22 protein-coding genes and 1 tRNA gene are annotated in these 25,377 nt (G+C 73.5%); 18 read left to right on the top strand and 5 right to left on the bottom strand.

Going from position 1 to position 25,377, the window contains the following annotated elements; translation table 11 throughout:
• Positions 1–88 precede the first annotated feature (88 nt).
• On the top strand, positions 89–601 hold the full coding sequence (locus RM540_RS05700) for a hypothetical protein (RefSeq protein WP_311662582.1): 513 nt from the start codon (positions 89–91) through the stop codon (positions 599–601).
• An 11-nt stretch (positions 602–612) separates the two neighbouring features.
• On the opposite strand, the gene RM540_RS05695 is transcribed toward RM540_RS05700, so the two are convergent.
• Both RM540_RS05695 and RM540_RS05690 read right to left on the bottom strand, forming a co-directional pair.
• Positions 613–1,539: a metallophosphoesterase gene (locus tag RM540_RS05695; protein ID WP_311662581.1), complete on the bottom strand. Its 927-nt coding sequence runs from the start codon at positions 1,537–1,539 to the stop codon at positions 613–615.
• 257 nt (positions 1,540–1,796) lie between these two features.
• Entirely contained in the window at positions 1,797–3,203 is a 1,407-nt protein-coding gene (locus tag RM540_RS05690) for a class II fumarate hydratase (protein ID WP_311662580.1), read from the bottom strand.
• Between the two features lie 222 nt (positions 3,204–3,425).
• On the opposite strand from RM540_RS05690, the gene panC reads away from it, so the two are divergent.
• The 4 genes from panC (at position 3,426) to RM540_RS05670 (ending at position 6,423) form a co-directional block, all read left to right on the top strand.
• Entirely contained in the window at positions 3,426–4,304 is an 879-nt protein-coding gene (panC, locus tag RM540_RS05685; protein ID WP_311662579.1) for a pantoate--beta-alanine ligase, read from the top strand.
• Between the two features lie 94 nt (positions 4,305–4,398).
• Positions 4,399–4,881 (top strand): aspartate 1-decarboxylase, encoded by a 483-nt coding sequence (panD, locus tag RM540_RS05680; RefSeq protein ID WP_311662578.1) that lies wholly within the window; start codon positions 4,399–4,401, stop codon positions 4,879–4,881.
• Between the two features lie 76 nt (positions 4,882–4,957).
• On the top strand, positions 4,958–5,608 hold the full coding sequence (locus RM540_RS05675; RefSeq protein ID WP_311662577.1) for a superoxide dismutase family protein: 651 nt from the start codon (positions 4,958–4,960) through the stop codon (positions 5,606–5,608).
• A 116-nt stretch (positions 5,609–5,724) separates the two neighbouring features.
• Positions 5,725–6,423 carry a superoxide dismutase family protein gene (locus tag RM540_RS05670; protein WP_311662576.1) on the top strand — a complete coding sequence of 233 codons (699 nt, stop codon included), beginning with the start codon at positions 5,725–5,727 and terminating at the stop codon, positions 6,421–6,423.
• 135 nt (positions 6,424–6,558) lie between these two features.
• Here the strand turns inward: RM540_RS05670 and RM540_RS05665 are convergent.
• Positions 6,559–6,634, bottom strand: a tRNA-Gly gene (locus RM540_RS05665).
• Between the two features lie 188 nt (positions 6,635–6,822).
• Here RM540_RS05665 and RM540_RS05660 point away from each other — a divergent pair.
• Together RM540_RS05660 and RM540_RS05655 are read left to right on the top strand one after the other, a co-directional pair.
• Positions 6,823–7,374 (top strand): NUDIX hydrolase, encoded by a 552-nt coding sequence (locus RM540_RS05660; protein ID WP_311662575.1) that lies wholly within the window; start codon positions 6,823–6,825, stop codon positions 7,372–7,374.
• Positions 7,375–7,468: 94 nt separating this feature from the next.
• The gene (locus tag RM540_RS05655) at positions 7,469–7,789 is read left to right on the top strand and encodes a hypothetical protein (protein ID WP_311662574.1); all 321 of its coding nucleotides are present in this window, start codon (positions 7,469–7,471) and stop codon (positions 7,787–7,789) included.
• A 162-nt stretch (positions 7,790–7,951) separates the two neighbouring features.
• Here RM540_RS05655 and RM540_RS05650 read toward each other — a convergent pair whose 3' ends face one another.
• A complete protein-coding gene (locus tag RM540_RS05650) occupies positions 7,952–10,360 on the bottom strand; it encodes a T9SS type A sorting domain-containing protein (RefSeq protein WP_311662573.1) in 2,409 nt (802 codons plus the stop codon).
• Positions 10,361–10,594: 234 nt separating this feature from the next.
• Between RM540_RS05650 and RM540_RS05645 the strand changes: the two genes are divergently transcribed.
• The 11 genes from RM540_RS05645 (at position 10,595) to RM540_RS05595 (ending at position 24,664) form a co-directional block, all read left to right on the top strand.
• Positions 10,595–12,949, top strand: a complete 2,355-nt coding sequence (locus RM540_RS05645) for a polysaccharide biosynthesis tyrosine autokinase (RefSeq protein ID WP_311662572.1) — start codon at positions 10,595–10,597, stop codon at positions 12,947–12,949.
• On the top strand, positions 12,946–13,485 hold the full coding sequence (locus tag RM540_RS05640; RefSeq protein ID WP_311662571.1) for a polysaccharide biosynthesis/export family protein: 540 nt from the start codon (positions 12,946–12,948) through the stop codon (positions 13,483–13,485). Before RM540_RS05645 ends, RM540_RS05640 begins: the two co-directional genes overlap by 4 nt.
• Positions 13,486–13,700: 215 nt before the next feature.
• On the top strand, positions 13,701–14,909 hold the full coding sequence (locus RM540_RS05635) for an MraY family glycosyltransferase (RefSeq protein WP_311662570.1): 1,209 nt from the start codon (positions 13,701–13,703) through the stop codon (positions 14,907–14,909).
• Positions 14,910–14,984: 75 nt separating this feature from the next.
• Positions 14,985–15,269, top strand: a complete 285-nt coding sequence (locus RM540_RS05630; protein WP_311662569.1) for a PqqD family protein — start codon at positions 14,985–14,987, stop codon at positions 15,267–15,269.
• A 5-nt stretch (positions 15,270–15,274) separates the two neighbouring features.
• Positions 15,275–15,793 (top strand): lasso peptide biosynthesis B2 protein, encoded by a 519-nt coding sequence (locus RM540_RS05625; RefSeq protein WP_311662568.1) that lies wholly within the window; start codon positions 15,275–15,277, stop codon positions 15,791–15,793.
• A complete protein-coding gene (locus RM540_RS05620; RefSeq protein ID WP_311662567.1) occupies positions 15,790–17,898 on the top strand; it encodes a lasso peptide isopeptide bond-forming cyclase in 2,109 nt (702 codons plus the stop codon). Before RM540_RS05625 ends, RM540_RS05620 begins: the two co-directional genes overlap by 4 nt.
• 255 nt (positions 17,899–18,153) lie before the next feature.
• The gene (locus RM540_RS05615; protein ID WP_311662566.1) at positions 18,154–19,068 is read left to right on the top strand and encodes a hypothetical protein; all 915 of its coding nucleotides are present in this window, start codon (positions 18,154–18,156) and stop codon (positions 19,066–19,068) included.
• Entirely contained in the window at positions 19,065–20,948 is a 1,884-nt protein-coding gene (locus RM540_RS05610) for an ABC transporter ATP-binding protein (RefSeq protein ID WP_311662565.1), read from the top strand. Before RM540_RS05615 ends, RM540_RS05610 begins: the two co-directional genes overlap by 4 nt.
• 162 nt (positions 20,949–21,110) lie before the next feature.
• Positions 21,111–22,202, top strand: coding sequence for a nucleotidyltransferase domain-containing protein (locus tag RM540_RS05605; RefSeq protein WP_311662564.1), 1,092 nt, complete (start codon positions 21,111–21,113; stop codon positions 22,200–22,202).
• Between the two features lie 87 nt (positions 22,203–22,289).
• Positions 22,290–23,426: a hypothetical protein gene (locus RM540_RS05600; protein WP_311662563.1), complete on the top strand. Its 1,137-nt coding sequence runs from the start codon at positions 22,290–22,292 to the stop codon at positions 23,424–23,426.
• Positions 23,423–24,664 carry an endonuclease/exonuclease/phosphatase family protein gene (locus RM540_RS05595; protein WP_311662562.1) on the top strand — a complete coding sequence of 414 codons (1,242 nt, stop codon included), beginning with the start codon at positions 23,423–23,425 and terminating at the stop codon, positions 24,662–24,664. Before RM540_RS05600 ends, RM540_RS05595 begins: the two co-directional genes overlap by 4 nt.
• On the opposite strand, the gene RM540_RS05590 is transcribed toward RM540_RS05595, so the two are convergent.
• Positions 24,649–25,371: a response regulator transcription factor gene (locus tag RM540_RS05590; RefSeq protein WP_311662561.1), complete on the bottom strand. Its 723-nt coding sequence runs from the start codon at positions 25,369–25,371 to the stop codon at positions 24,649–24,651. The two genes, RM540_RS05595 and RM540_RS05590, sit on opposite strands and share 16 nt — an antisense overlap.
• Positions 25,372–25,377 lie beyond the last annotated feature (6 nt).

Genomic DNA, 25,377 nt, shown 5'->3' with positions numbered 1-25,377 from the left:
TCCCCGCGAACTCGGCCGCGGCGGGCAACCGAGGGGCGGGGCGGCCGTTGTCTCGCCACCCCGCCCTTTGGGTCCGCCCCGCCCGTCTATGAACTTCCTCTCGAACCCGGTCGCCGCGCGCCTGCTGTGGGCGCTCCCGCTGCTGCTCCTCGTCATCGCCGTGGCCACGTTCCGGGCCGGGATGGAGCAGCGCGCGGTCGACGCCGACGGGCAGACGGTGCAGGCCGAGGTCGTAGGCCTCAACCTCCGCGAGCGGAGCGAGATCACGGCGGGCCAGGTCGACCTCCGCTACACCCCGCCCGGGGCGGCGGCGCCAGTCGAGCGCCGCGTCGAGCTCCCGATCATCCTGCTCAAGGAGATCGAAGCCGACCAACTCGACGTCCCCGAGGGCGAGGCCATGCGGATCCCCATCGTGGTCTCGCCTGAGACCGACCAGATCGTGCTCGGCAACCACCGGCGCGGGACGTGGCTGCTCACGCTGAGCCTGTCGGGGATGGCGTTGATCGGAACCGTCGTGTCGGGCCTGCTCGTGGGCGGGTGGAACCGGCTGCTCGCCCGCGAGGGCGACCCCGCCCTCCGCGACCCGGCGCTCACGCCGTAGCGCGCGCCCTTCTAGCCGTCGGTGGTCCGGCGGGGCGGCGACTCGGGGAGCGCCCCACGGGCGGGGCGGAGCGTGGCGACGGTCAGCTCCGGCCGGCAGTTGATGCGGACGGGGACCGTCGAGAAGCCGACGCCGCGGTTCACGTAGAGCCGGTTGCCGGGCGCCCCGATCGAGTCGGCCGCCCACCCGTCGGCGATCGTCTCGCCCTCGCGGACGATGTCGAGCCACGAGCTGTGCTCGCCGGGGAAGACGCGGACTTGGCCGCCGTGCGTGTGGGCCGCGAACGCGAGTGGGGCGGCGTCGGCGGGGATCTGGCGGTACGACTCGGGGTTGTGCATGAGGACCAGCCGGGCGGCCCCGTCGGGGACGGCGGCGAGGGCGCGGTCGGGGCGGCTGTTCTCGGCCCACACAGACCCGATCCCAGCCACCCACAGCGGATCACCGCCGCCGGGCGCCGGCACGGCGACGGCGTCGTTCTCGAGCACCGTCGCGCCGGCCGCCCGGAGCCGCTCGGCGAGGTATTCGGCGATCGGCGGGCGCTCGTCGCTGTCCTTCTTCATCAGCGAGTAGTCGTGGTTGCCGAGCACGGCCACGACCGGGATGCCAGCGGCGAGGGCGGGGCGGAGGATTTCAACGACCTCCTCGGCCTTCGTCGAGTCCGGCTTGTAGAGGAAGTCGCCGGCCACGAGCAGGAGCGCGACGCCCTCGTCGACGACGTCCTCGACGGTCTCCTCCATCATGCCCACGTTGTCGAGCCACATCCCGTACTGGAAGTCGGCCACGAGCGCCACCTTTTTCCCGTCCCACGCGGGGGGCAGGTCAGGGACTTCGGCCACGAACTTTTTGTCGTCGAGGAGGATCCGGGGCTCGATGAAGACGCCGTAGACGGCGAAGAAGAGGAGGAACAGGCCGAGGCCGGCCAGGACGCGTCCGAACATGCGCGGGCGGGGTGGGGTGAGCGTTCCCGAAGATCGCTCACCGGGGAAGCCCTGGCGGCCCTCCAGGACCGCCCCGCCCAGAGGTGCGGCCATCCCGGACGCGTGACCGGCCGAGACCGCGTGCTCCTCACCCTCCGCCCGCGTGGTCGGCGGGATCTGCGAGGGCGGGGCGGCCGCTTCTCCGCCCCGCCCCGCCCCAGCGCGCGAGCGGGGTGGGGTGGGCGCGAGATGAGTCGAGACGACCGGGGCGGGGCGGGCTACTCGCCCGGGATGCCGGGTTCCGTCATGCTCCGCACGTCGAGCACGGCGTCGATCCGATCGGCCGGGATGAGGTCCATCTCCTGGAGCACGTCGCGGACCGAGCGGCCCTCGGCGGCCGCCTTTTTGGCCACCTTCGAGGCCGCGTCGTAGCCGATGTCGCCGTTAAGGGCCGTCGCGATCGACGGGTTCTTCTCCAGCAGCTCGCGGGCGCGGTCGCGGTTGGCCATGATGCCGTCGAGGCACCGCTCGCGGAAGGCGTCGAGCGCGCCGGAGAGCGCCTCGATGGACTCCAGCATGGCGTGGGCCATGACCGGCATCATCACGTTGAGCTCGAAGTTGCCGTGCTGGCCTCCGACCGTGACCGTGACGGCGTTGCCCATGACGCGCGCGCACACCATCATCAGGGCCTCCGACATCACCGGGTTCACCTTGCCCGGCATGATCGACGAGCCCGGCTGGACGGCCGGCAGGCTGATCTCGGCGAGCCCGCTCGTGGGGCCGGACGAGAGGTGGCGGACGTCGTTGGCGATCTTCATGAGCGACACGGCGACCGTGTTCAGGGCGCCGGCCGCGCTCACGTAGGCGTCCTTCGCCGCCTGCGCCTCGAAGTGGTTGTCGGCCTCGCGGAAGCTGAGCCCCGTCATCTCCGAGATGGTGCCGATGGCCGCCTCGGGGAACGCCTCGGGCCGGTTGATGCCGGTGCCCGTCGCCGTCCCGCCCAGGGCGAGCTCGGCCAGCTCGTCCGAGGCCCGGCGCACGCGCTCGACGCCCTTGCGCACCTGGGCCGCGTAGCCCCCGAACTCCTGGCCCAGGCGGACCGGCGTGGCGTCCATGAGGTGCGTCCGCCCCGACTTGACCACGTCGTCGAACTCGGCGGCCTTGGCCTCCAGGCTCGCGGCGAACCGCTCCAGCGCCGGGACCAGCTCGGTCTCGATCCCGACGCGCGCCGCCACGTGCATGGCCGTCGGGATGACGTCGTTCGACGACTGCCCCATGTTGACGTCGTCGTTCGGGTGCACCGCCCCGCCCTCGCCCGAGTCGGCGCCGGCCAGCGCGCGGCCCGCGACGGTCGCGATGACCTCGTTGGCGTTCATGTTCGTCGACGTGCCCGAGCCCGTCTGGAAGATGTCGAGCACGAACTCGCCGTCGAGGTCCCCGCGGCGGACCTGCTCGGCCGCGTCGGCGATCGCGCCCGCCGTGGCCTCGTCGAGCAGGCCGAGGTCCTGGTTGGCGCGCGCCGCCGCCGCCTTCACGGTCCCCAGCGCCTCGATAAAGCGGCGGGGGAAGCGGAGCGACGAGATGGGGAAGTTGTCGCGGGCGCGCTGCGTCTGGGCGCCGTAGAGGGCGCTAGAGGGGACCTGGACGGGGCCGAGCGAGTCGGTCTCGGTGCGGAAGTCGGACATGCGGAGGAGGGGAGGGGGCGGGGTGGTCGGACGAGTGCGGGCCGCCCCGCCCGCGGCCGCACAGATCTCTACCGGGCGGGGCGGGCGCGGTTCGGGGGATCTCAACGAACTTGCCCCGCCCCGCCCCGTGCCAGCCCCGCCGCGAGCAGAGCGCCCGCCCCGCCCCTGCCGGAGCGGTCGGGCGGGGCGGCCGCTTCTTTTCTTTCCCCGTCCTCCGTCCTCTTGGACCCGATCCGCACCGTCGCCGCCATGCAGGCGGCCGCCGACGCCGCCCGTGCCGCCGGCCGCCGCCTCGCCCTCGTCCCTACGATGGGGGCGCTCCACGAGGGCCACCTCGCCCTCGTCCGAGACGCCCGCCGCCGGGGCGACCACGTGACCGTCTCGGTCTTCGTCAACCCGACGCAGTTCGCGCCGGGCGAGGACTTCGACGCCTACCCGCGCACGCTCGCCGCCGACCTCGACGCGCTGGAGCGCGCGGGCGGGGTGGACGCCGTCTTCGCGCCGACGGCGGCCGAGATGTACCCGTTCGGGCTCCCGCCCACGACCACCGTCTCGGTCGGCGCGCTGGGGCGGCACCTGTGCGGCCCGCACCGGCCGGGCCACTTCGAGGGCGTCGCGACGGTCGTGGCCAAGCTGCTCCTCGCGTGCCGCCCGCACCTCGCGGTGTTCGGCCAGAAGGACGCCCAGCAGCTGGCCGTGCTCCGGCGGATGACGGCCGAGCTCGGGTTCGGCGTCGAGGTCGTCGGGCACCCGGTCGTGCGCGAGGCGGACGGGCTCGCGCTCTCGTCGCGGAACCGCTACCTCGGTGCCGACGAGCGGGCGCAGGCCATCGTGCTGCACCAGGCGCTCGTGGCCGCCGAGGCCGCCGTCGAGCGGGGCGAGCGGTCGGCGGCGGCCCTCGAAGCGCTGCTCCGGCGCGAGGTCGAGGCCGCCCCGCTCGCGCGCGTCCAGTACGCCGAGGTCGTCGACGCCGAGGCGCTCCAGCCCGTCGACACGCTCGCCGCGCGCGGCCCCTCGGGGGGCCGGTACCTTGCGGCGCTCGCCGTGTTCTTCGGCGACACCCGCCTCATCGACAACACCACGCTCATCGTGAGGGATTAAAGGGGTACGGGATGGAGGAATGAGCAGAAACGGCGCGACCACGAGCGCCCCCTCATCCCTCTATGCCTCCATCCCCCATCCCTCCCCGCCATTCATGACCGTCACGATGTTTAAGGGGAAGCTCCACCGCCTGACGGTGACCGAAGCTGACCTGTACTACGAGGGCTCGATCACGCTCGACCGCGAGCTGATGGAGGCCGCGCGGCTGCTCCCGTACGAGCGCGTCCAGGTCCTCAACGTGAACGCCGGCACGCGGCTGGAGACCTACACGATCCCCGCCCCGCCCGGGAGCCGGACCGTGTGCCTGAACGGCCCGGCCGCGCGGCTCGTGGCGCCGGGCGACCAGGTCATCGTGATCGCCTACGCCGACATGACGCCCGACGAGGCCGCGGCCCACCGGCCCCGCGTCGTCCTCGTCGACGCCGACAACAACCCGACCGAGATCCTCGACCTGGACGGCTCGGACGTGGCCGACCCGAGCGAGCCGGCCGTCACGAACGCCATCGACGCCGACGGTTTGTGGTCGCCGCGCCTCGGCCGCACCGTCTCGACGCGCGGCGCCGTCCGCCGGTCGTAGGACTGTGCGACCCCCGTTGGCACGGCGCGTGCGGGGCGGGGCGGACGCGCCCCCCGACGCCACCCCGCCCCGCCCTATGAAGCCGCTCACCGCCCTGCTCGCTGCACTTTTCTTGGTCGCCCTCGCGGCGTGCGTGGGCGATCCTGCCCCGCCCGCGGGAGCGTCCGAGCCGTCGTTCACGGCCGACGCCGGGCCAGAGGCGGCGACGCCGGACGCAGACGTGGCCTCGGCCGTCATCACCGGGGTCGGCGGGTCCGGCGTCTCGGGGACCGTCACGTTCCGCCCCGTCGACGGCCTGCTCCGCGCCCGCGTCCGCATCGAAGGGCTGACCGAGGGTGAGCACGGGTTCCACGTCCACGAAGGCACCTCCTGCGCGCCGGACTCGGCGGGGACGCCGGGCGGGGCGGCGGGCGGCCACCTCAACCCGCTCGTGAGCCTGCACGGCGCGCCGTCGTCGGTCGTCGTCAGCCACCACGCGGGCGACTTGGGCAACATCACCGCTGGCCCCGACGGGGTCGCCGCCGGCGTCGTCGTCGACTCGCTCCTGTCCTTTTCGGGGCCGACGTCGGTCGAGGGCCACGCCGTCGTCGTGCACGCCGGGCGCGACGACCTGGAAACCCAGCCGGATGGGGCGTCCGGCCGCCCCGTCGGGTGCGGCGTCGTCCGCAAAGGGCCGCTCCCGACACCCTGGGCCACCCCGCCCGCGGCCGTCCCGCCCGACGCCTAGGGCGGCTGAGGGCGGGACGGCGTGGTGCGATCCCTGAGTTTTGGCGCGCTGCGGGCTCGGCGACGGGCGCGGCGCGTAGGACAGGTGGCTCTTCTCCAGAACCCTCCCCTCCGCACATGCGCTCATTTCCCCTCCCCGCCCTCCTCGCCGCTGGGCTCTTTCTTTTCCCCGCCTGCCAGACCACCGAGGAAGTGGCCGACGAGACGGCCGACGTGGCTACGGACGTAGCCGACGAGACCGCCGACATCGCCGTCGACGTCGGGGACGCCGTCGCCGACGCGGCCGGTGACACGTGGGACGCCGTGACCGGCCTGTTCGAGGACGACGCCGAGACCACCGCCGCCGCCATCGTCCGCCCGACGTCGGACGCCGGCGCCAGCGCCCAGGGCACGGTCCGCTTTCGGGAGAGCGGCGACGACCTCATGGTGGACGTGAGCCTCAGCGGCCTCACGCCCGGCATGCACGGCATCCACATTCACCAGAACCCGGCGTGCTCCGCAGCCGACAAGGACGGCGACGGCCAGATGGAGCCGGCCGGCGCCTCGGGCGGCCACTGGGACCCCCTCGGCACGAACGACCACGGCGCCCCCACCGACGATTCCCAGAACAAGCACAAGGGTGACCTGGGCAACATCTCGGTCGACGCCGACGGCACCGTCGAGACCACGGTCACGGTCGGCGGCTACGGCCCGGACGAGTACCCGGTCGCTGGTCACGCCATCGTGATCCACTCCGGCCGCGACGATCTCGAAACGGACCCGGCCGGCGACTCGGGCACGCCGCAGGGCTGCGGTGTGATCGAGGGGCGCATGTAGTCCCCGCCCGTCTCGTCTGCTCCGCGCCCGCTGCCCCACCCGGCGGCGGGCGCGTTCGTTTACGGCACGGCGTGGGCACGACCGCCCCGCCCCAACGAAAAACGGCCCTCCCCGAGTGGGGAGGGCCGTCGGTCCTGGAGCGAGACACGGGACTCGAACCCGCGACCTCCACCTTGGCAAGGTGGCGCTCTACCAGCTGAGCTAGTCTCGCACGTCGGCCCGGCATGCGGTGCCGAGCGAGCGCCCAAAGTACGCCGCCCCGCCCGCGTCTGTCAACGCGGGGGGCGGGGCGGGGCGGGCGTCTTCACCGGGTCTCAGCCGGTTCGCCGGGCGGGGAGGGCGCCGGAGCGGGCGGGGCGGAGCGGGGCGTGCGTTCTTCCCGCTCCCTGCCCCGCCCCGATGGACGACGCCCCGCGCTCCTGGACCACGCTCGCCTCCCGGACGCTCCTCGACCGGTGGTGGCTGACGCTCCGCGAGGACCGCGTCCGCCTCCCCAACGGCCACGTCCTCGACGAGTACCACGTGGCCGAGTACCCCGACTGGGCCTGCGTGCTCGCGCTGACCGACGCCGGCGAGGCCGTCCTCGTCGAGCAGTACCGCTACGGGATCGACCGCGTCCTGCTCGAGCTCCCGGCCGGGGCCGTCGATACGGGCGAGGACGTGGCCGAGGCGGCCCGGCGCGAGCTGCTGGAGGAGACGGGCTACGCCTCGGACGACTGGGAGCGGCTGGGGCGGCTCGCCGTCGAGCCCGGGCGGCACACGAACTACGGCCACGTCTACGTGGCCCGGGGCGCCCGGCGCGTCGCGGACCCCGCGCCCGACGAGGCCGAGGACCTCCGCGTCCGGCTCGTGCCAGCCCGTTCGCTGCCGGACCTCGTGGAGTCGGGGCGGATCGCCCACGGCGTCCACGCCGCCGCCGTGTTTTGGGCGCTCTCGAAAGGGTGGCTTTAGGCGCGGGCGGGGTGGGGGAGGGGGCCGCGCGCCCTGAACCCCGCCCGGGCGCACGCGTTGACCCGACCCGTTCCCACCCCGCCCCGCGCTTCCCATGCAGAAAGAACAGAACACGATCCTCGTCAGCGTCAACACCGAGGACCACGACGACCAGGACGCGCTGATGACCGAGATCGGCCGGAAGGTCGGCCAGGGCTGGACGGTCATTCAGGCCATCCCGATCTCGGGCGGGGACGCCGGCCCGGGCGGAGCTTCGGAAGACTTTATGCGCTACCAGGTGACGGTCGAGCGCGAGATCGACTCCGACAACGTCGTCGTGGACGCCGACCGGGGCGGGGCGGCCGACCTCAAGGACGTCGGCCAGGTCTCGGCCGCCTTCGACGAGCCGCTCACCACGCCGGACGACGACGCCTAAAGCTGACGTGCAGGGAGGTACGGGGTACTCGGTACGAGGACCGCGCGCGCCGAGGTCAGATCGGGCCGTACCTCGTACCCGGTACCCACCCGAAGGGTGCTCTAACGCAGAGCCGCCCCGCCCTCGACAGAGAGGGCGGGGCGGCAGTCGGGTGGGGCGGCCTCAGCGGGCCACGACCATCCGGCGCGTCTCGGCAAACGTCTCACCCTCGACGCGGACCATGTAGAGGCCCGGCGCGAGCGTGCTCGTGTCGACGGACACCGTCGCCGGCGTCCCGGCCCCGACCGAGCCCTCGTAGGCCCGCGCCACGCGGCGCCCGAGCGCGTCGTACACGTCGGCCGCCACGCGCTGGGCCGTCGCCGCGTGGACGTCGAGGCGCACGGGGCCGACGGCCGGGTTCGGGTAGGCCGGCCCCACCGTCGTCTCACGCTCGGCGACCGCCTCGCCGGCCGTCGCCGCCGGCGAGACGACGACCTCGAACCGCTCGGACCACGGGGCCGCCCCGCCCGTCTCGAACGCGTACGACGTCTGGCCCCGGAGGTCGACCGCGTCGCCCGTCTTGAGGTCGTGGAGCCGGGCGCCCCAGCCCGCCGGGAGCGTGGCCACGTCCCAGCGGAGCGTGAACGCCCCGCCCTCGGACGCCGCGAACGCGATCGGCACCGCGCGCGGGGCCGAGAGCGCCGTCGGGAGCGAGAGCACGCGCTGCCGTCGCAGCTCGCCGTCGCGCTGCCCGACCGGCGCGACGAGCGCGAAGGCTTCAGTCGGCGGCGTCAGCTTCGACCCGTCGTGGACGTCCCACCCGGCCTCGGCGCCCTCGACGAACCGGACGTGCGCCGAGGCGTCGGCGACGGCCGCCCCGCCCTCGAGCGTGCCCGAGAGTTCGAGGCTGAGGCGGGCGGCGGTCGTGGCCGTCTGGCGCCGGGCCGCGGCCTCGACCGGGGCGGCGGCCGTGGGGTCGACGGCCGCCGACGTGGTCACGACCGTGAACGAGCCACGCGGCGCGTACACCTCGGCCACCGCCCCGCCCCACACCGGCAGCACGTCATCGGTGCCGTCGGGGCCGGAAAAAAGATCCTCGTAGGTGCCGCGGGCCGGGTCCCACACCGCCACCGTCGTCTGGAGCGCCCCGCCCGCGACCGTCACCCCGCTCAGGCGGAGCGGGTACGGGTACGGGTTTCCAATCAGGTAGACGCCGCTGTCCGTCGGAGCGCTCACCTCGCGCTCGTAGGGGCCGCTCAGGAGCGCGTCGTCGATTGGCACGCCCGTTGTCGTGAACGCGAACGCCTCGCTCTCCAGGGCGTGGCCCCAGCTCGTCCCCCCGCCGTCGGCCGCCGACGGCGCCGCCTCCTCGTCGAACCAGTGCCAGAAGAACCCGTCCCCCGGCGCCAGCGCCTCGTCCGTCGACGCCGGCGCGACGAAGCCGCCGCCCGCGTTGTCGAACGCGGTGAGCACGTTGGGCTGGGCGCCCGGGTACTGGGCGGGGTGGTCGCCCCCGGCCACGCCGCGGACGAGGTTGATCGCAGCCAGGTCGCCGACCGCCTTGGGCTCCCCGTCCGCGCTCACAACGGGGACCGAGACCAGGCGGAGCCCGGCGCCGTCCTGGACCTCGGCCGTCCGGTCCACCGTCACCTCGCGGCCGTTGCCGGCGCCCGGCGTGGCCGCGCGCGGGTGGAGCAGGGCCGACGCGAACGGGCCGCCGCCGCCGGCGAGGTCGAGCCGCTGGAGCGACGCGCCCTGGGCCTCGACGTACTGGACCGCCTGGCCGAGCCGGGCCAGCAGGTCGTCCGACCGCCCCGCCCCCTCCGGCCCGAACACGACGGCGTCGACGAGCCCGCCGGCGCCGGCCCGCGAGCCGACCGCGACCTCGTGGTCGTAGACCGCGACGGCCCCGACGCCGGCCTGGACCTCGCCCAACGCCGCCCCGCCCTCGGCTCCGCCGACCACGAAGAGCCCGTCGGCGCCCGTCGTGTGGCTGCTCAGGTCGACGGACGCGTACACCGCCCCGCCCCCGTCGACGAGGGCCAGGTGGAGCCCGTCGAGCGCGAGCCCAGAGTCCGCGCTGCGGAGCTCCACGAACGCGCCGGCGCCCGCCGCGTCGACTTCGACCTCGTTCACCACGATCAGACGCGGCGCGGGCGGGGCGGGGACGATCTCGCCGGGCTCCACGGCGACGGCGTAGAGGCCGTGGTGCTGGTAGCCGCCCTCGACGCCGAACCCGGCCTCGAACGTGACGACGACGTCGCCGTCGGCGTAGTCCCCGGCCGGCGTGCGGACCACGAGGCGGACGGGCTCGCCCGGCCGGAGCCCGTCGGCCTCAGCCGTCGTCGGGTCGTCGGCCCAGACCGTGAGCGCGGCGCCGGCCCCGCCCCACCGCCCCGCCCCAACGCACCGCCCGTCGGGGGCGAGGACCGACAGTTCGTCGCCGACCTCGAGCGGACCGCCCGCCCGGGAGAGGGCGGGGCGGGCCGGAATGAGGAGGGTGGCGCCCGAACCGGTCCGCCCGGCGCAACCCGCGGCGTCGGGCGGGGTGGGCGAGGACAGGAGGAGGAGGAGGGCGAGAAACGGGGCCATGCGCACGACTCGAATAGTGGACGGCCGGTATCGCCGCCGCGCCGCACGGCGAGAGCATTTCGAGAACAAGGACCCCGACGGTGGACCTGCCGTTACGGTCCGCCGTCGCCGCACGCCCGTCTAGGGGAGCCCGGTACGGCGTGTGCGTTATTCCTCCCCGCCCGATTGCGTGCGGCCCGGGCCGCATGCTAGGCCCCACGTCCGTATTGTTTGTCTCCCTAGTCTGCCCATCCCATGGCCGCTGACCGTCCCCGCCCCACCCGCCCGCCTGGCAGCGCCCAGGGCCGGAAGATCGAGGAGGTCCTCGACGTGCTCTACCGGCGGCGGTGGATCATCGCCGGCGTGTTCCTGCTCGTCGCCGTGGGCGCCGTGGCCTACGTGTCCTCGCAGCGCCCGCTCTACACGACCTCGGCGCTCGTCCTCATCGACCTCGACCGCGCCGCGGGCGGGGCGGAGACGTCCCCCATCGGCGAGACGACCCCGTTCGTCCGCGACAACCGCTCGGTCTACACCGAGCTCTTCGTGCTCAACCAGTCGCGGGGCATCCGCGAGCGGGTCCAGGAGCGGCTGGGCGGCGACAACGGCCAGCTCCCCCCGGGCAACGTGGACTTCGAGCTTGCCGACCGGAACGTGTCCAGCGGCATCCGCATCAACGCCGTCAGCTCGGACCCCGAGGCCGCCGCGGCGCTCGCCAACGCCTACGCTGAGGAGTACGTCGCGCAGACCCAGATCGCCAGCCGGGGGTATCTCACGACCACCCGCGAGTTCCTCCAGGAGCAGTCCGACCGCCTCCGCGGCGAGCTCGACGAGGCCGACGCCACGCTCGAAGGACGCATGACGACCCCGGCCGTGATCGGGTCGAGCGCCCTCGTGAGCCGGCTCTCCGCGCTCCAGTCCCAGCGCGACGCGGCCCAGATCAACCTCCAGACGCGCCGGAACAAGCTGGCCTCGATCAACGGCCAGCTCCGCGACATCACGCCCGGCCTCGCCGACCGCGTCTCCGACGCCACCGACCGTCGCGTGGCCGAAATCGAGCAGTCCCTCTCCGAGCTTCGCCAGCGGCTCCAGCCGTACGAGCGGCGCGAGTCGGCCGGGCTGGCCATCGATGAGTCTGCCGCGCGCGCCATCCGCGGCCGGATCTCGGAGCTCGAACGGGAAAAGCGCGAGGTGACCGGCCAGTTTGTCGGCCAGGCCCTCGATGCGGGCGGGGTGACTGCCCCCGAGCAGGCCCTCTCGCTCATCGCCAACCTCAAGGAGCAGGCGACACAGGAGCGGATCGAGATCCAGGGTCTCCAGGGCCAGATCGCCCAGCTCGGCCGCCAGATCGGCCAGATCGATAGCCAGCTTGGGCGGGCGCCTTCGCAGGCCGTCTCGCTTGAACGGGCACAGCAGGAGCGCGCCGCGGCCTCCCAGACCTACGCCAACGTCGCCTCACGCCTCCAGCAGGTGACGGTCGCCGAGGAGTCGGAGCCGGGCTACGCCCGCGTTCTCAAGGGGGCGTCTGTGCCCTCCGCGCCGATAAGCACGACGCCGTTCAAGACGCTCGGGCTCGCGCTCCTCGCCGGGCTCGGCCTGGGGATCGTGCTCGCCGTAGCCCGCGACCGGGTCGACAACCGGGTATACAAGCCCGAGCACGTCTCGGCGCTCGGCGTCCCGGTCCTGGAGGCGGTCCCTGACCTGGCCCCGACGATCAAGGAGGCGCTGGGGTCGGACGCCCCGGTCGAGGTCCGGGGCCGCCCCGTCGCGCCCGAGCTCGTCACGCTCCACGCCCCGCTCTCGCCGGCGTCCGAAACGTTCCGCCACCTCCGCACCGCCGTTCAGTTTAGCCGGACCGACGCCGTCGTCCGTACGGTCGTGGTCACGAGCGCCGGGGCCGGCGAGGGCAAGTCGACGACGTCGTCGAACCTCGCGGTCACGTTTGCCCAGGCGGGGCGGAAGACGGTGCTCATCGACGCAGACTTCCGGCGGCCGCGGCTCCACGAGGTGTTCGGGAGCCCGGTCGACTACGGCCTCGCGCAGGTCCTCGGCGGCCGCTACGCCGACGCCGAGAGCCTCGCGTCGCTCCTCCCGGAGGCGTTCTCCGGCCCCGTCGACAACCTGTTCGTCATCCCCACCGGGGCCGTCGCGGTCGAGAACGAGCTCGACGGCCCCGGCGACGGCCGCGCGACCGTCGCCAACCCCTCGGAGCTCCTGGGTTCGCCCGAGCTCCGCGACCTCCTCCAGGCGCTCCTCGATGTCGTCGACGTCGTCGTCATCGACACCCCGCCCGTGCTCGCGGCGACCGACGCCGTGCTCCTCTCGACCCAGGCCGACGCCACGCTCCTCATGACGAGCTCCGGCAAGTCCAAGGTCGGCGACGTCCGGCAGGCGCTGGCCCACCTCGACGACGTGGGCGCGCGCGTCGTAGGCGCCGTCCTCAACCGATTCTCGCTCGACAAGGCGCTCGGCTACGCCTACACCTACGGCCACTACTCGAAGTACGGGGCTTACTCCAACTACGGCCCCTACGGGTCGGGCCGGGGCGCATCGCGCAGCCGCCCCGCCCGCGAACCGGACGCCACGACCACCCAAACAGACAACGGACAATGAACCGACCCGCCGCCGCACGCTTCGTCGCGTCGCTCGCCTTCCTCGTCACGATGGCGCCGTCCTCGGCCGCCCAGATCGGGGCGGTCAACGAGATCATCAACCAAGGGACATCGTTCTTCCAGTTTGTCGAGGAGGGGGCGCCCAGCGTCGAGGTCTACGTCCTCGGCGGCGGCGCACGGAACGGCGTCTACCGGCTCCAGAGAGGCATCTCCCTCACGGAAGCCCTCGCCCTCGCAGGGGGCACGGCCTCGACCGACTCGACCGAGCGGGCGATCTCGACCTCGATCGTTCGGGTCCTCCGCATGCAGGGGGGCACGCGGCGCCCGATCTACGAGGCGACGGCCGAGCAACTTGTGCTCGAGCCCGAGATCCACCCGAACCTTGAGACGGGCGACGTGATCGAGACTGAGGTCGAGTACGAGGCGATTCCGGAGCCGTTCACGTTCCGGGACGGCCTTGAGCTCGTGAGCCGGCTGGCGTCCGTGGTCTCCGTGCTTCTGCTCCTGTACTTCCGAATCGACGGGCTCGGCAACTAGGCAGACGCCTAGAGGCTCGGCCTTCTGTGCCGTGTTAACGTCCCGGCCCGCGCGCAGCGGGGGCCCAAGAAAAGAGCCTCCACCCCGCCGTCAACGAAACGCACTCGGAAGGCTCACCAAACGCGGCGGCCCCTTTCTGGCATAGGACGTGAAGGCTCCCCACGTCCCGCCCCGCCCGTCGCCACCCCTCTCCGCCCGACGCCCTTCCGGTCCCGATGCCCTTTTTCCTCCTCGCAACGATCGGAGCCGTCGTCGCCTTCGGGGTGACGGCCGTGGCGACCGTGCTCGTCCGCCGGGCCGCCCTCCGTTGGGCGTGGACCGACGCGCCCGACGGGCACCGGAAGCTCCACAGTGTGGTAACCCCGTCGGCGGGGGGCATCGCCATCTTCGCCGGCGCCGCGGGCGCGACGGCGTTCGTTCTGTGGGCTGCCGGGCAGGCCGGCTTGGGCGGGGCGGCGGGGCTCCACCCGATCGCCTACGTTGGGGCGCTCGCGATGGTCGCCGTCGGGGCCTACGACGACGTCCACGGGATGGGGTTCAAGCCCAAGTTCGCCGTCGAGGTTCTGGTTGCCTACGCGCTCCTCCACGGAGGGTACCGGATCGACCTCAGCGCGCTCCCCTTTATCGGGTCCGACGTCTATCTCGGCGCGCTGTACTCGATCCCGCTGACCATCTTGTGGGTGGTCGGCGTGATCAACGCGGTCAACCTGATCGACGGGATCGACGGGCTGGCGTCGGGCGTGGTCGCGATTGCGTTCGCGAGCATGGCGCTCGCGTTCGGCATCCGGGGTGACCTTACGCTCGTGCTCGTGGCGCTCGTGTTCGTGGGGGCGCTGGCCGGCTTCCTCGTCCACAACTTTAACCCGGCGTCGATCTTCATGGGCGACTCGGGGAGCCTGTTCCTTGGCTACGTCTTGGCCGTCTACACGCTGTCGAGCCCGGCCAACAGCGACCCGGCCCTGGCGCCGGTCGTTCCGCTCCTGGCTCTCGGGTTCCCGCTCCTCGATACCTCGCTCTCGATGGCGCGGCGTGTGGCCGAGCGGCGCGGGATGTTCGCCGCCGACCGTGACCACATCCACCACCGGATGGCCGACCGGATGTCGGTCCCGAAGGCCGTCGCCGCGCTCTACCTCGTGTCTGCCGGGTTCGGCATGCTGGCCGTCGTGGCAAGCTCGACGGGCGGGGTGGGCGTCGCGATGACGGTCGCGGCCGCCGTGGCGCTCGCGGCCGGCCTTATCGTCCGCCTGGGCTACGTCCGGCTCCCCTATGACAGCCCGCAGCTCGTCGAGGTCGACCCGAACGCCTCGGCGCCGGCCTCCGTGACGCGGCCCCCCGACGTGGCGGCCCCCGATGTGCCGGCCGCCGGCGCGCCCGAAGACGAGGATGCCGAACAGGTCCCCGACCTAGCGCCCCACTACGGGTAGGCCGCCGCCCCGCCCCTCCTGCGGCCCGGCCGTAGAGTACCTTTTCGTCAACGCCCTCCAACGCTCACCGATCGCATGGCCGTTTTGTCCCCTGACCTCCCCATCATTGTGTCCGACGCCGTGGCGACCGCCGATCTGGGGGGCGAGTCCGTCCTTCTCGACCCGGTGTCGGGGCGGTACTTCGGGCTCAACGAGGTGGGCACCCGGATCTTCGAGTTGCTGAGCGAGCCCCGGTCCGTGTCGGACCTGGTCGACCTCCTGGTGCAGGAGTACGAGGTGGCCCCGGCGCAGCTCCGGGCCGACGTCGAGCAGTTCGTCGGTGAGATGATGTCGCGCGGGTTGGTTGAGACCCCGTCGTGACACGCGTGCCGACCCCCAAAGCACCTGACCGCGGGCCGCTCGCCCGGACGCTCTCGGCGGCCGGGCGGGCGCGTCGGCTGCCTCGCGCCTCGTGGGGGGCGCTGGCCCGCGTGCTGCCGATGCTCCTCGTCGTGCGGATCGCTCTGTGGGCACTGCCGTACCGAACCGTGGTTCGGCTTTTCGAGCCCTCGGCGGGCGGTGCGGCGTCGGCCGACAAGGTCCCCCCGCAGCAGGCCTCGGCGCTCCTGCGCACCGTAGCGTGGGCGGGGCGGACGCTCCTGGCCGACCGGCCGTGCCTGACGCAGGCGATCGCCGGCCGCTGGCTCCTCGCCCGCAAGGGCTACCCCTCAACGCTCCGCCTCGGCGTGCGCCGGGACGAGGACGGAATCGGCGCCCACGCCTGGCTTGAGGTCGACGGCCGGATCGTCCTGGGCGGCGGCGACTCGTCTGTGGTGTACAGCCCGTTCCGCCCCGCCCGTCGCCGCGACGAGGTTCAGGACGCACTGGCAGCGGAGGAACGATGAGCGCAGTCGCTGGAGTCGTCCGGTTCGACGGCGCCCCCGTCGCCGCCCCAGACGCCGAGCGGATGGCGGCCACAATGCGCCACCGCGGGCCAGACACCGACGGCGCGTGGTCCGACGGCGTCGCCGCACTCGCGCACCGCGCGCTGCACACGACGCCTGAGTCGCTCCACGAGCGGCTCCCGCTCGTCCGCGGCCCTCTCGCGCTCGTGGCCGACGCCCGCGTCGACGACCGCGACGCCCTCGCGAGCCGCCTCCGGCGGTCGCTCCACGAGCTCGGCCTCCCCGCCCAGGGCGCGCCGCTCACCGACGCTGACCTCCTCCTGGCCGCCTACGCGGAGTGGGGGGAAGACTGCCCGGACCACGTGCTCGGAGACTTTTCCTTCGCGGTCTGGGACGGCCGGCGCCGGCGCCTGTTCTGCGCGAAGGACCCGTTCGGGACGCGGCCCCTGTACTACGCCCACCGTCCGGGGGAGTGGATCGCGTTCGCCTCAGCTACGCGGCCGCTGGGCGAATTCGTCTCGGGCGAGCGGGACGAGGTGTTCCTGGCTGACCGCCTCCTCGGGTACCCGGGAGACCCCGCGCGGACTCCGCTCCGCGGCGTCCAGTCCCTCCTCGGAGGCCACGCGCTCTCCGCCGATCATCGTGGCGTGCGCGTATGGCAGCACTTTACAGTCCGCCCCGACCCAGGCGTGGGGGCGGGGTGGAGCGACGAGGACTACGCGGCCGGATTCAGGGAGCGGTTCGAAGAGTCGGTCCGCGCCCGCTCGCGGTCGGCGTTCCCGGTCGGGGCAGACCTTAGCGGCGGGCTCGACTCGTCGTCCGTCACCGTCGTAGCTCGGGACATCCTGCGCGAAGAGGGGAGAGGTCCGCTCCACACCTTCTCGACCGTCCACGACGACATCCCCGAGCTCGACGAGCGCGAGTATATCCAAGCCGTCGTGGACCAGGGCGGGGTGGTGTCACACGTCTCGCAGGCCGCCCCGCTCAGTCCGATGGCTGCGCTCGACGAGATCGTCCCGCTCGTGGACGACGACCTCATGCTGGGCGCCCACTTTACGATGTGGGCCAACCTCAAGGCCGGGCGTGCGGCCGGCGTGCGGACGGTGCTCAGCGGGTACGACGGCGACACCGTCGTCATGCACGGGCGGCCGCGGCTCCGCGAGCTCGCCGACGCCGGCGACTGGGCGGCGTTCGGGCGCGAGACGCGGGCGCTCGAAACCCGCTACAGCCGAGCCTCGCATCGGCAGCCGTTCGAGGACGTCCTGGCCTCGGCCGCCGAGCTGTTCCTCCACTATGGGGTCGGCGCGCTCGACGTGGCCGCCGAGAACACGCCGCCGTGGGCGTTTTTGCGGCAGCTCCGGGGCGCTCAGCGCGAGGCACGGGCCAACCCGCGCGGGATCGCGAAGCGCGTGTGGAAACGGGCCGTCACGCCCGGTCCGGTGCTCCGGCTCGCGCGTGCGTGGAAGCGCCCGGGAACGGGGCAGCTCAGCGAGCGGGCGGTCGAGATGGCACAGCCATTTGCGGACCTCGCCAGCGTCCGCGAGCGCGTGGGGCGGGCGATGTCGGAGACGGACCCGTTCACGTTCCAGAGCGTGGCCGGCGACCACCGGGTCGGCCTCGAGCGGCTGTCGCTCGGCCGGACGGGCGGGCTGTTCTCGCTCCTCGCGGGGGCGTGCGGGATCGAGGTCGCCCACCCGTTTTTCGACCGGCGCCTCGTCGAGTACAGCCTCGCGCTCCCCGCCGATCAGAAGCTCCGCGACGGCTGGACGCGCTATGTGCTGCGGCGGGCGATGGACGACGTGCTCCCCGAGTCGGTCGCGTGGCGCGTCGGGAAGGCCAACTTCGCGCCCGCGTTCCACCACGCGTGGTTCGGCCTCGATGGCGACCGCGCGCGGTCGCTCCTCGACCGCCCCGGCGACGGCGCGGCCATCGTCGACATGGGCCGACTCCGGCGGGGGTTCGAAGAGAATGCGTCGGGGTCGCTCGACGAAGTGGGCGCGACGGTGCTCGGCCTGACGGTCCTCCACTGGGCCGGCGCGGCGGGCGAGGACGTAGTCGGAGACGAGGCAGCCGATCCCACCCCGCCCCGCCCGCAGAACGACTAAGGTGTCCTCCTGGAACGTGCTTCAGGGGGCGGGGCGGGCTTGTCGTGCATAGACTTAGCGATCGGGTGTCCGTGGTCCCTCGTCCTCGACTCGACGTTTCAGGTCGAGACGAGCGGGGGGAGCTCAGCGCCTGCGCCACGTCCGGTCTCAGCCGGGGGGCACTTGCGGCGGCTGAGCATTCCCTGCCCGCTTTCGGTATGATTGTAGAGGTCCGGCACCGCAGCGGGACCTTCACCTTCGTCTGTAGCCTCTCCTGTGCCGACTTACACCGCCTACGGGCTCACGCTCGACTCTGAATTCCCTTTCCCCGAGCTCGTCGAGGTCGAACCGACTGGCCCCCCCGACGTCGAGCTCGTGTACGGCACGGTCCGGTGGGACGCGAGCGGGGGCGGCGACCGCATCGCCGGCCAGTTCGAGGACGTCGCCCGGTTCGAGCTCACGGGCGGCCGTCGGATCGTTGTCGAGGAGCTCCGCGAGGCCGACGAGGAGGCGATCCGGGCGCGCCTGCTCGGCGAAATCTTCGCGACGCTGCTCCGCCAGCGGGGCCACCTCGTGCTCCACGCTTGCGCCGTCGCCGGGCGGGGCGGGGCGGTCTGCGTCATCGGCGAGTCGGGGTGGGGCAAATCGACGCTCGCCGAGGCGTTCCACCAGCGGGGCTACGCGCTCCTCACCGACGACGTGGCCGCGTTTACGACCCGGCCTGGTCAGCGGCCCGAGGTGGTCCCGTCCTACCCCCAGATCCGGCTCCGCGACGACGCGGCCATGTTCTTGGCCCCGGGCGGGGACGGCCTGACGCCGATCTCGCGGAACGGGCCGAAGCTGGCCCGCTCCAACGTCGAGATGGCCGACGATCCCATTCCGGTCGCCGCGGCGTACTTCCTGGAGCCCGGCTTCCGGGAGCAGACGGCGATCGTGGACGTCCCGGCCCAGAACGCCGTCGTCCAGCTTATCGCACACACGCGGGCGCGGACGCTCATCCACACGAACACGCCGGCGCTCCTGACCCAGCACCTCCAGCAGTGTTCTGACTTTGTTCGGACCGTCCGGCCCCGGCTGCTCCAGCGGCGGCACTCGTTCGAGGCGCTCGGCGAGGTCATGGCCGCCGTCGAGGCCGATGCCGGCGTCGGCCCGCTCGAGGCCCGCCCCACCCCGCCCCGCCCGACGTCATGAGGAAGCCCGACCTGTCCCGCGAAAACGTCCGGGCGTGGGCCGTGCGCGCGCGCGCGACGGTCGACCTGCTGTGGAGTGCCGCCCCGCTCTGGACCGTCCTGTGGCTGGCGCTCCTCGCCGTGCAGGGCGTGCTCCCCGCCGCGCTCGTCGCGCTCACGAAGTGGGTCATCGACGCCATGAACATGGCCGTCGGGATGGGCCGGTCGTGGGACACCGTCGAGGTCGTGGCCGTCCCGACGCTGCTCATGGGCGGCGTCTTCCTGCTCCAGCGCGTGCTGGGCGGGGTGATCCAGTGGGTGTCGGTCGCCCAGTCCGAGTACGTCGAGGACTACGTGACGAACCTGGTCCAGCAGAAGGCGTCGACGGTCGACTTCGAGTTCTACGAGGCGCCCGAGTACCACGACCTCATGGAGCAGGCGCAGAGCCAGGGGACGACGCGCGTGCTCCAGCTGATCCAGAACGGGGGCTCGCTGCTCCAGACGAGCGTGACGCTGTTTTCGATCGGCGTCATCCTCATCGGGTACGGCCTGTGGATCCCGCTCGCGCTCATCGTCAGCGCGGTCCCCGTCCTCGCCGTCGTGCTGTACTACAACCGCCAGCAGCACACGTGGTGGACCGGCGCCACCCCGCGCCGGCGCCGCGCGCAGTACTACGGCATCCTGCTGACGACGATGCAGTCGGCCGCCGAGGTGCGGATGAACCGGCTCGACGGCCCGCTCATTCGCGGCTACCGGGCGCTCCGCGAGCGGCTCCGCTCGGAGCGCCTCGTGCTCGTGCGCAACCAGGCGCTCGGGCGGTTCGGGGCCGCCGTGGTCTCGCTCCTCGTGACCGGCGTCGTCATGGGCTGGGTCGTGTGGCAGGCGTTCGCGGGCGACGCCACGCTGGGCGACCTGGCCGCGTTCTACCAGGCGTTCACGCAGGCCCAGACCGTGACCGGGACGGCGCTCACGAGCGCGGGCGCGGTTTACGCCAACTCGCTGTTCCTGCGCCACCTGTTCGACTTTCTCGACCTTGAGCCCCGCGTCGTCGACCCGCCCGGCCCCAAGCCGTTCCCGGCCCAGCTTACGGAGGGCGTCCGCTTCGAGGACGTCACGTTCTCCTACCCGGGCACGACCCGGAACGCGCTGGAGGGTTTCTCGCTTGAGATCCCGGCCGGCAAGACGGTCGCGATCGTGGGCGAAAACGGGGCGGGCAAGAGCACGTTCATCAAGCTCCTGTGCCGGTTCTACGACCCGGACCAGGGCCGCGTGACCGTCGACGGGACGGACCTCCGCGAGTTCGCACTCGCCGACGTCCGCCGGCGGACGGCCGTCCTTTTCCAGTTCCCCATGCGGTACCAGATGACGGCCGAGCAGAACGTGCGCCTGGGCGACCCCGACGTCGACCCCGAGTCGCCCCGGTTCCGCGAGGCCGTCGTGGGCGCCGGCGCCGACGCGCTCGTCGACCGCCTGCCGAAGGGGGAGGAGACGCTGCTCGGGCGGTGGTTCGAGGGCGGGGTGGAGCTCTCGGGCGGCGAGTGGCAGCGGGTCGCGCTCGCGCGCGCCTTCTACCGCGAGAGCCCGCTCGTCATCCTCGACGAGCCCACGAGCTTTATGGACTCGTGGGCGGAGAACGAGTGGCTCGACCGCTTCGACCACGTCGCCGGCGACCGGACGGCCCTCATCATCACGCACCGCTTTACAACGGCCATGCGCGCCGACATCATCCACGTGATGAACGGGGGCCAGATCGTCGAGTCGGGGACCCACGACGAGCTCGTCGAGCAGCGCGGGCGCTACGCGGAGTCGTGGGCGACCCAGACGCGCCAGGCCGGGTTCGAGGGGCGAGGCGACGGCGCCCCGGCCCGTGAGCTCGCCCCGCCCCCGGGGCCGAACGCGTGAGACCGCCCGCCACCCCGCCCGCCCCGCGAACCGGGGGCGGGGTGGTCGGCGGATTCCATGTGTGCCCCCTCGGGAGAGATCTGCGAAATTCCGCGTCGCGCTCCTCGGCCGGCCGTTAGTCTGCTCACGCCGTCGGTCGGGCCGTTCCCACTCGCTTTCCTTATGCCCCTCTCTACTCTCGACCCCTCCGCCTACGAGGTGGTCCGCCTCGCCAGCCGCGCGGACCTTTCCGCCGACCGCGCCGCTGACCTCCAGGCGGCCGGCGAGCGTGTGGACTCGTGGCGGGACGTGCTCCTCGTGGCGGCCCACCACCGGGTGCTCCCGCTGCTGTACGCCCACCTCCAGCCGTGGGCGCCCCAGAACGTGCAGGACGAGCTTCACAGCTACGTGAGGCGGCGGGCGATGAGCGTGCTGTTCCTGAACGCCGAGATGGCCCGGATCGCCCGGAGCTTCGACGGGGCGGGCGTCCGGTTCCTCACGTTCAAGGGGCCGGCCTTGGCCGAGGCGTACGGCGGGACGGCCCGCCGTCCGTTCGTCGACAACGACCTGCTGATCGACCCCGCGGACTTCGACGTTGCCGCGCGGCTGCTGGGCGAGCTCGGGTTCCAGACGCGGCCGCGCTCGCCGTTCCAGCGGGCGGGGTACCTCCGGGTCAACGGCGAGTACACGTTCGGCCGCACGGCTGGCCCCCTCATCTCGACCGTCGACCTGCACACGCGGCTGGTCCCCGTGGGGTACCCCTACCACGGCCCGTTCGACGCCTTGTACCGCCGGTCCCGGATGCTCCACCTCGCGGGCGAGACCGTCCCGACGTTTGCCTGGGACGACCTGTACCTGGCTCTGGCCGTCAACGCGCTCAAGGATCAGTGGAACCGGCTGCGCCTTGCGACCGACCTGGCCGAGACCGCCCGGTTCGTACCCGACTGGGCGGCCCTCGAAGAGCGGGCGCGCCAGACGCGCTGCCTCCGCGCGCTCCACATGGCCGTGCTCGTGTCGACGGACGCCGTCGGCGCGGAGTACCCCGCACGTGTCATGGCCGCCGCCCGCGCCGACGCCCGTGCCGCGCAGCTCGCCGACCGCGTGCTGCGCCGGCTGCCGCTGGCCCACGCGGAGCCCGTGATGGAGGGGAGGGACCGGATCCGGTTTACGCTCCTCGCCCCGGACGGCGTGCGCGGCCAGCTCCAGTACCTCGCCTACGTCGGGCTCCGCCGCGTGGTGGAGCCGCTGGTCTCGGTCGAGGGCGACACCGCCTGAGACCGGGGCGCCCCGGGTCCACCCCGCCAGGCGTCCGGGTTAGCTTGGCGGCGCCGGGCTCACGGCCTCCCGCTCCCCCCGCCGACCATGCGCCCGCTCCTCCTCTTCGCCCTCCTGCTCGCCGGCGGGGCGTTCGTGCTCGCCGGTCCCCCCGCCGCTCTGGACGCCGCCCCGCCCCGCCCCGCCCCCACGCTGACCGGGCTCGGGAATCCGTTCCCGGACGTCTACCCCCGCGGCGAGTTGGACGGGAAAGGCCCGGTCCACGACCTGGCCGTCGTGGACGGGCGGGTCTACCTAGCGCACGGGTCGACCAACTCGGGCGTCCCGAACCGGCCGGTGTACTACGACGTCGAGGTCGAGGCGTGGGGCGTCGACGACGCCGTGCTGCACCAGGAGGGGATCTACAGCCTGGAGGTCGGGCCGTCGGGGCGGCTCTACGCCTCGGCCGACGACGCGATCGGGCGTCCCGCCGTCCTCATGATCCGCCGCGAGCGCGACGGGACGTGGACGGAGCGCGTGGCGGACCCGACGGAAAACCACAGCCGGCACACGTTCGAGTGGGCCGACCCGGCCACGGGCGACACGCTCGTGTTGGTCCAGAACGGGGCGCCCCACTTTCCCGACGTCTCCGTCAGCTACGACGGCGGCGAGACGTTCGTGCAGTACGGGTACGAGCCGCCGGCCGAGGACGTCAACCCGCTCCGGCGGTACACCTTCTTCCCGTTCCAGGGCGCGCTCTACGCGACCTCGTTCCAGCCCCGCGACGTGCCGGGGTACCCGGAGCAGAAGCCGCGGCCGTACCTCATCCGCTACACGGGTGACCGAGACCAGCCTTTCGCCGTCGTCTTGGCCGAGCGCGACGACGTGTTCCCCGGCTCGGGGAGCCAGATCGACGCGGTCGTCGAACTGGGGGACCACCTCGTCGTCGCGAGCGGCCGGTTCTACGCCGGGACCGCCCTCGAACGCGGACACATGAAGGAGCTCGCGGTCCCCGAACGCGCGCGCGACCTCGTCCGCGTGGGCGGGGTGGTCTACCTGCTCGGCTCCGACATCGGCGCGGGGACGTCGGCGCTGTACGAGACGCGCGACGGCGAGACGGTGCGCGAGGTGGCCCGGTTCGACCGCCCGTTCGTGGCCGTCGAGCACGCGGACGGCGCGTTCTACCTCGCCGAGAGCGGGGCGGAGGCCGAGAACACGCTCTGGCGCTACCGCCCCGCCCCATGAGCGAGCACGAGCCGCGCCGCCGCCGGTCCCGCTCTGGGTCCCGCTCCCGCTCCGAGTCCCGGTCCCGCTCCGGCCGCTCGGGCTGGGGGCCGGCCGACTGGGCGCACCTCCGCCGGGACCGGCGGATCACGGCCCAGCGCCGCCGCGCGCTCCGCCGCCGGTGGGCGGGGCGGCTGGGCGTGGGCGGGGCGGCCGCGCTCGCCGCGCTCGCCGCCGTGGGCGCCTCGGCCCGGTGGGTCCGCCCGGCGGGCGGGTGGGTGCCCCAGGTGGCGGCGCTCCTGCTGCCTGCGCTCGGGCCGGCGCTCGGGCTCTCGGCCGTGGCCGCCGGCGCGGTCGCCGTCCGGTCGCGGCGGCCGGTCTGGGGCGTCGGGGCCGTCGCGCTTGCGGCCGCGGCCGCGGCCGTGTGGGTGCGCCACCCCGCCCCGCCCCCGGCGCCGGGCGGGGCGGAGGGCCTCCGCGTGATGACGCTCAACGTCGGGCGGACGTCGTCGGAGGCCGCTTACCGCGTGGCCGACTACGTCCAGCGCACGGAGCCCGACGTCGTGTTCCTCCAGGAGGCCGACGCGCGGTCGATCGTCGTGGACGGGCAGCGCCTGCGGATCTACCACCCGACCATCGAGGCGATCCTCTCGTCGGGGGCGTACCGGGTGGGCGGCGGCGTTGACACGCTCGTCGCGCGGGAGCGGGGGCCGGCCAACCGGCAGGTGTTCCTGACCCGGCTCCCCGTGCTCGCCCACGAGGCCGGCGAGCTGGGGCCGCCCAACACCGAGCCCAGCGTGTACGCCCGAGCCGAAGTCTCGTGGCGCGGCCGCCGCGTCGCGCTCTACAACGTCCACCTCCGCCCGTTCAACCCGGCAGCCGAGTGGTCATTCCGGCGGATGGTGAACCCGGCCGTGTGGGCCGAGACGCCGGGCCGGCTCCGGGAGTTTTTCGCGGTCCAGGGGGAGGAGGCCGAGCGCCTCGCGGCGCTGATCGAGGCCGACCCGCTCCCCGTGGTCGTGGCCGGCGACTTCAACGCGACCGCGGACCAGTGGAGCCGCGCCCGGCTCGCGCGGCACACGCGCGAGGTGCTCGGGCGCCGGCCGTGGGCGGCGACGCGCCCCGACTCCGTCCCCGTCGCCCCGATCGACGGCGTCCTCGTGGGGGCGGGGTGGAGCGTGCGCGCCGCCTCCGTCGGGCCGCCCGGCCTTTCGGACCACCGCGCGGTGTCGGCCGAGCTGGTCTACTCGGGCGAGTAGCGGCCCGCCCCGCCCGCCTGGGCGTAGGTCCAGCGGATGGCGAACTGGAGCAGCTCGGTGACCGACTCGAACCCGAGCTTCTCCTTGGCCCGCCGCCGATACGTCTCGACCGTCTTCCGCGACAGGTTGAGGTGGTCGGCGATGTCGTCGGGGCCGCGGCCCTGCCCGAGCAGCTGGAACACGGCCATCTCGCGGTCGGTGAGCTCGTCGAGCTGGGCCGACGACGCGGCGCCGTCGCCGCCGACGGCAGACGACGACGACGAGCCCCCGAGCGCCACGCGGGCGAGGATGCGCGAGGCCGCCCGGCGGGCGAGGTAGATGTCGCCGGCGGCCGCCGAACGGACCGCGTCGAGGACGGCCGAAGTCGGCTCCGTCTTGCGGACGTAGGCCATGGCCCCGGCCCGGAGCGCGCGCTCGGCGTAGACGGCCTCGTCGTACATCGAGAACACGACGACGGCCAACCCTGGCCGCTCGGCCCGGAGCGTCTGCACGAGGTCGAGGCCGTGGGCGTCGCCGAGCGAGATGTCGACGACGGCCACGTCGGGCCGCGCGCTCCGGGCCAGCTCGAACGCCTCGGCGGCCGATCCCGCCCCGCCCACGAGCGCCATGTCGGACTGGCCGCCGACGGCGTGGCCGACGGCGTCCCGGACGGCCGGGTGGTCGTCGACCACGATGACGGACAGGGTGCGGGGGGTCTCGAGGGGCATGGGCGG

The sequence above is a fragment of the Rubrivirga litoralis genome, assembly GCF_031846415.1.
Classification (GTDB): Bacteria; Bacteroidota; Rhodothermia; order Rhodothermales; family Rubricoccaceae; genus Rubrivirga; species Rubrivirga litoralis.
Note: the sequence above shows the minus strand (reverse complement) of the source record. Positions and strands in the feature narration are given on the sequence as shown.

Coding starts and splice junctions, on each gene's coding strand:
- RM540_RS05595 (WP_311662562.1), top strand. CDS start 23,423: ATGAGCGAGCACGAGCCGCGCCGCCGCCGGTCCCGCTCTGGGTCCCGC.
- RM540_RS05630 (WP_311662569.1), top strand. CDS start 14,985: ATGGCCGTTTTGTCCCCTGACCTCCCCATCATTGTGTCCGACGCCGTG.
- RM540_RS05635 (WP_311662570.1), top strand. CDS start 13,701: ATGCCCTTTTTCCTCCTCGCAACGATCGGAGCCGTCGTCGCCTTCGGG.
- RM540_RS05610 (WP_311662565.1), top strand. CDS start 19,065: ATGAGGAAGCCCGACCTGTCCCGCGAAAACGTCCGGGCGTGGGCCGTG.
- RM540_RS05640 (WP_311662571.1), top strand. CDS start 12,946: ATGAACCGACCCGCCGCCGCACGCTTCGTCGCGTCGCTCGCCTTCCTC.
- RM540_RS05700 (WP_311662582.1), top strand. CDS start 89: ATGAACTTCCTCTCGAACCCGGTCGCCGCGCGCCTGCTGTGGGCGCTC.
- RM540_RS05590 (WP_311662561.1), bottom strand. CDS start 25,371: ATGCCCCTCGAGACCCCCCGCACCCTGTCCGTCATCGTGGTCGACGAC.
- RM540_RS05645 (WP_311662572.1), top strand. CDS start 10,595: ATGGCCGCTGACCGTCCCCGCCCCACCCGCCCGCCTGGCAGCGCCCAG.
- RM540_RS05650 (WP_311662573.1), bottom strand. CDS start 10,360: ATGGCCCCGTTTCTCGCCCTCCTCCTCCTCCTGTCCTCGCCCACCCCG.
- RM540_RS05675 (WP_311662577.1), top strand. CDS start 4,958: ATGAAGCCGCTCACCGCCCTGCTCGCTGCACTTTTCTTGGTCGCCCTC.
- RM540_RS05660 (WP_311662575.1), top strand. CDS start 6,823: ATGGACGACGCCCCGCGCTCCTGGACCACGCTCGCCTCCCGGACGCTC.
- RM540_RS05620 (WP_311662567.1), top strand. CDS start 15,790: ATGAGCGCAGTCGCTGGAGTCGTCCGGTTCGACGGCGCCCCCGTCGCC.
- RM540_RS05655 (WP_311662574.1), top strand. CDS start 7,469: ATGCAGAAAGAACAGAACACGATCCTCGTCAGCGTCAACACCGAGGAC.
- RM540_RS05670 (WP_311662576.1), top strand. CDS start 5,725: ATGCGCTCATTTCCCCTCCCCGCCCTCCTCGCCGCTGGGCTCTTTCTT.
- RM540_RS05600 (WP_311662563.1), top strand. CDS start 22,290: ATGCGCCCGCTCCTCCTCTTCGCCCTCCTGCTCGCCGGCGGGGCGTTC.
- RM540_RS05690 (WP_311662580.1), bottom strand. CDS start 3,203: ATGTCCGACTTCCGCACCGAGACCGACTCGCTCGGCCCCGTCCAGGTC.
- panD (WP_311662578.1), top strand. CDS start 4,399: ATGACCGTCACGATGTTTAAGGGGAAGCTCCACCGCCTGACGGTGACC.
- RM540_RS05605 (WP_311662564.1), top strand. CDS start 21,111: ATGCCCCTCTCTACTCTCGACCCCTCCGCCTACGAGGTGGTCCGCCTC.
- RM540_RS05695 (WP_311662581.1), bottom strand. CDS start 1,539: ATGTTCGGACGCGTCCTGGCCGGCCTCGGCCTGTTCCTCCTCTTCTTC.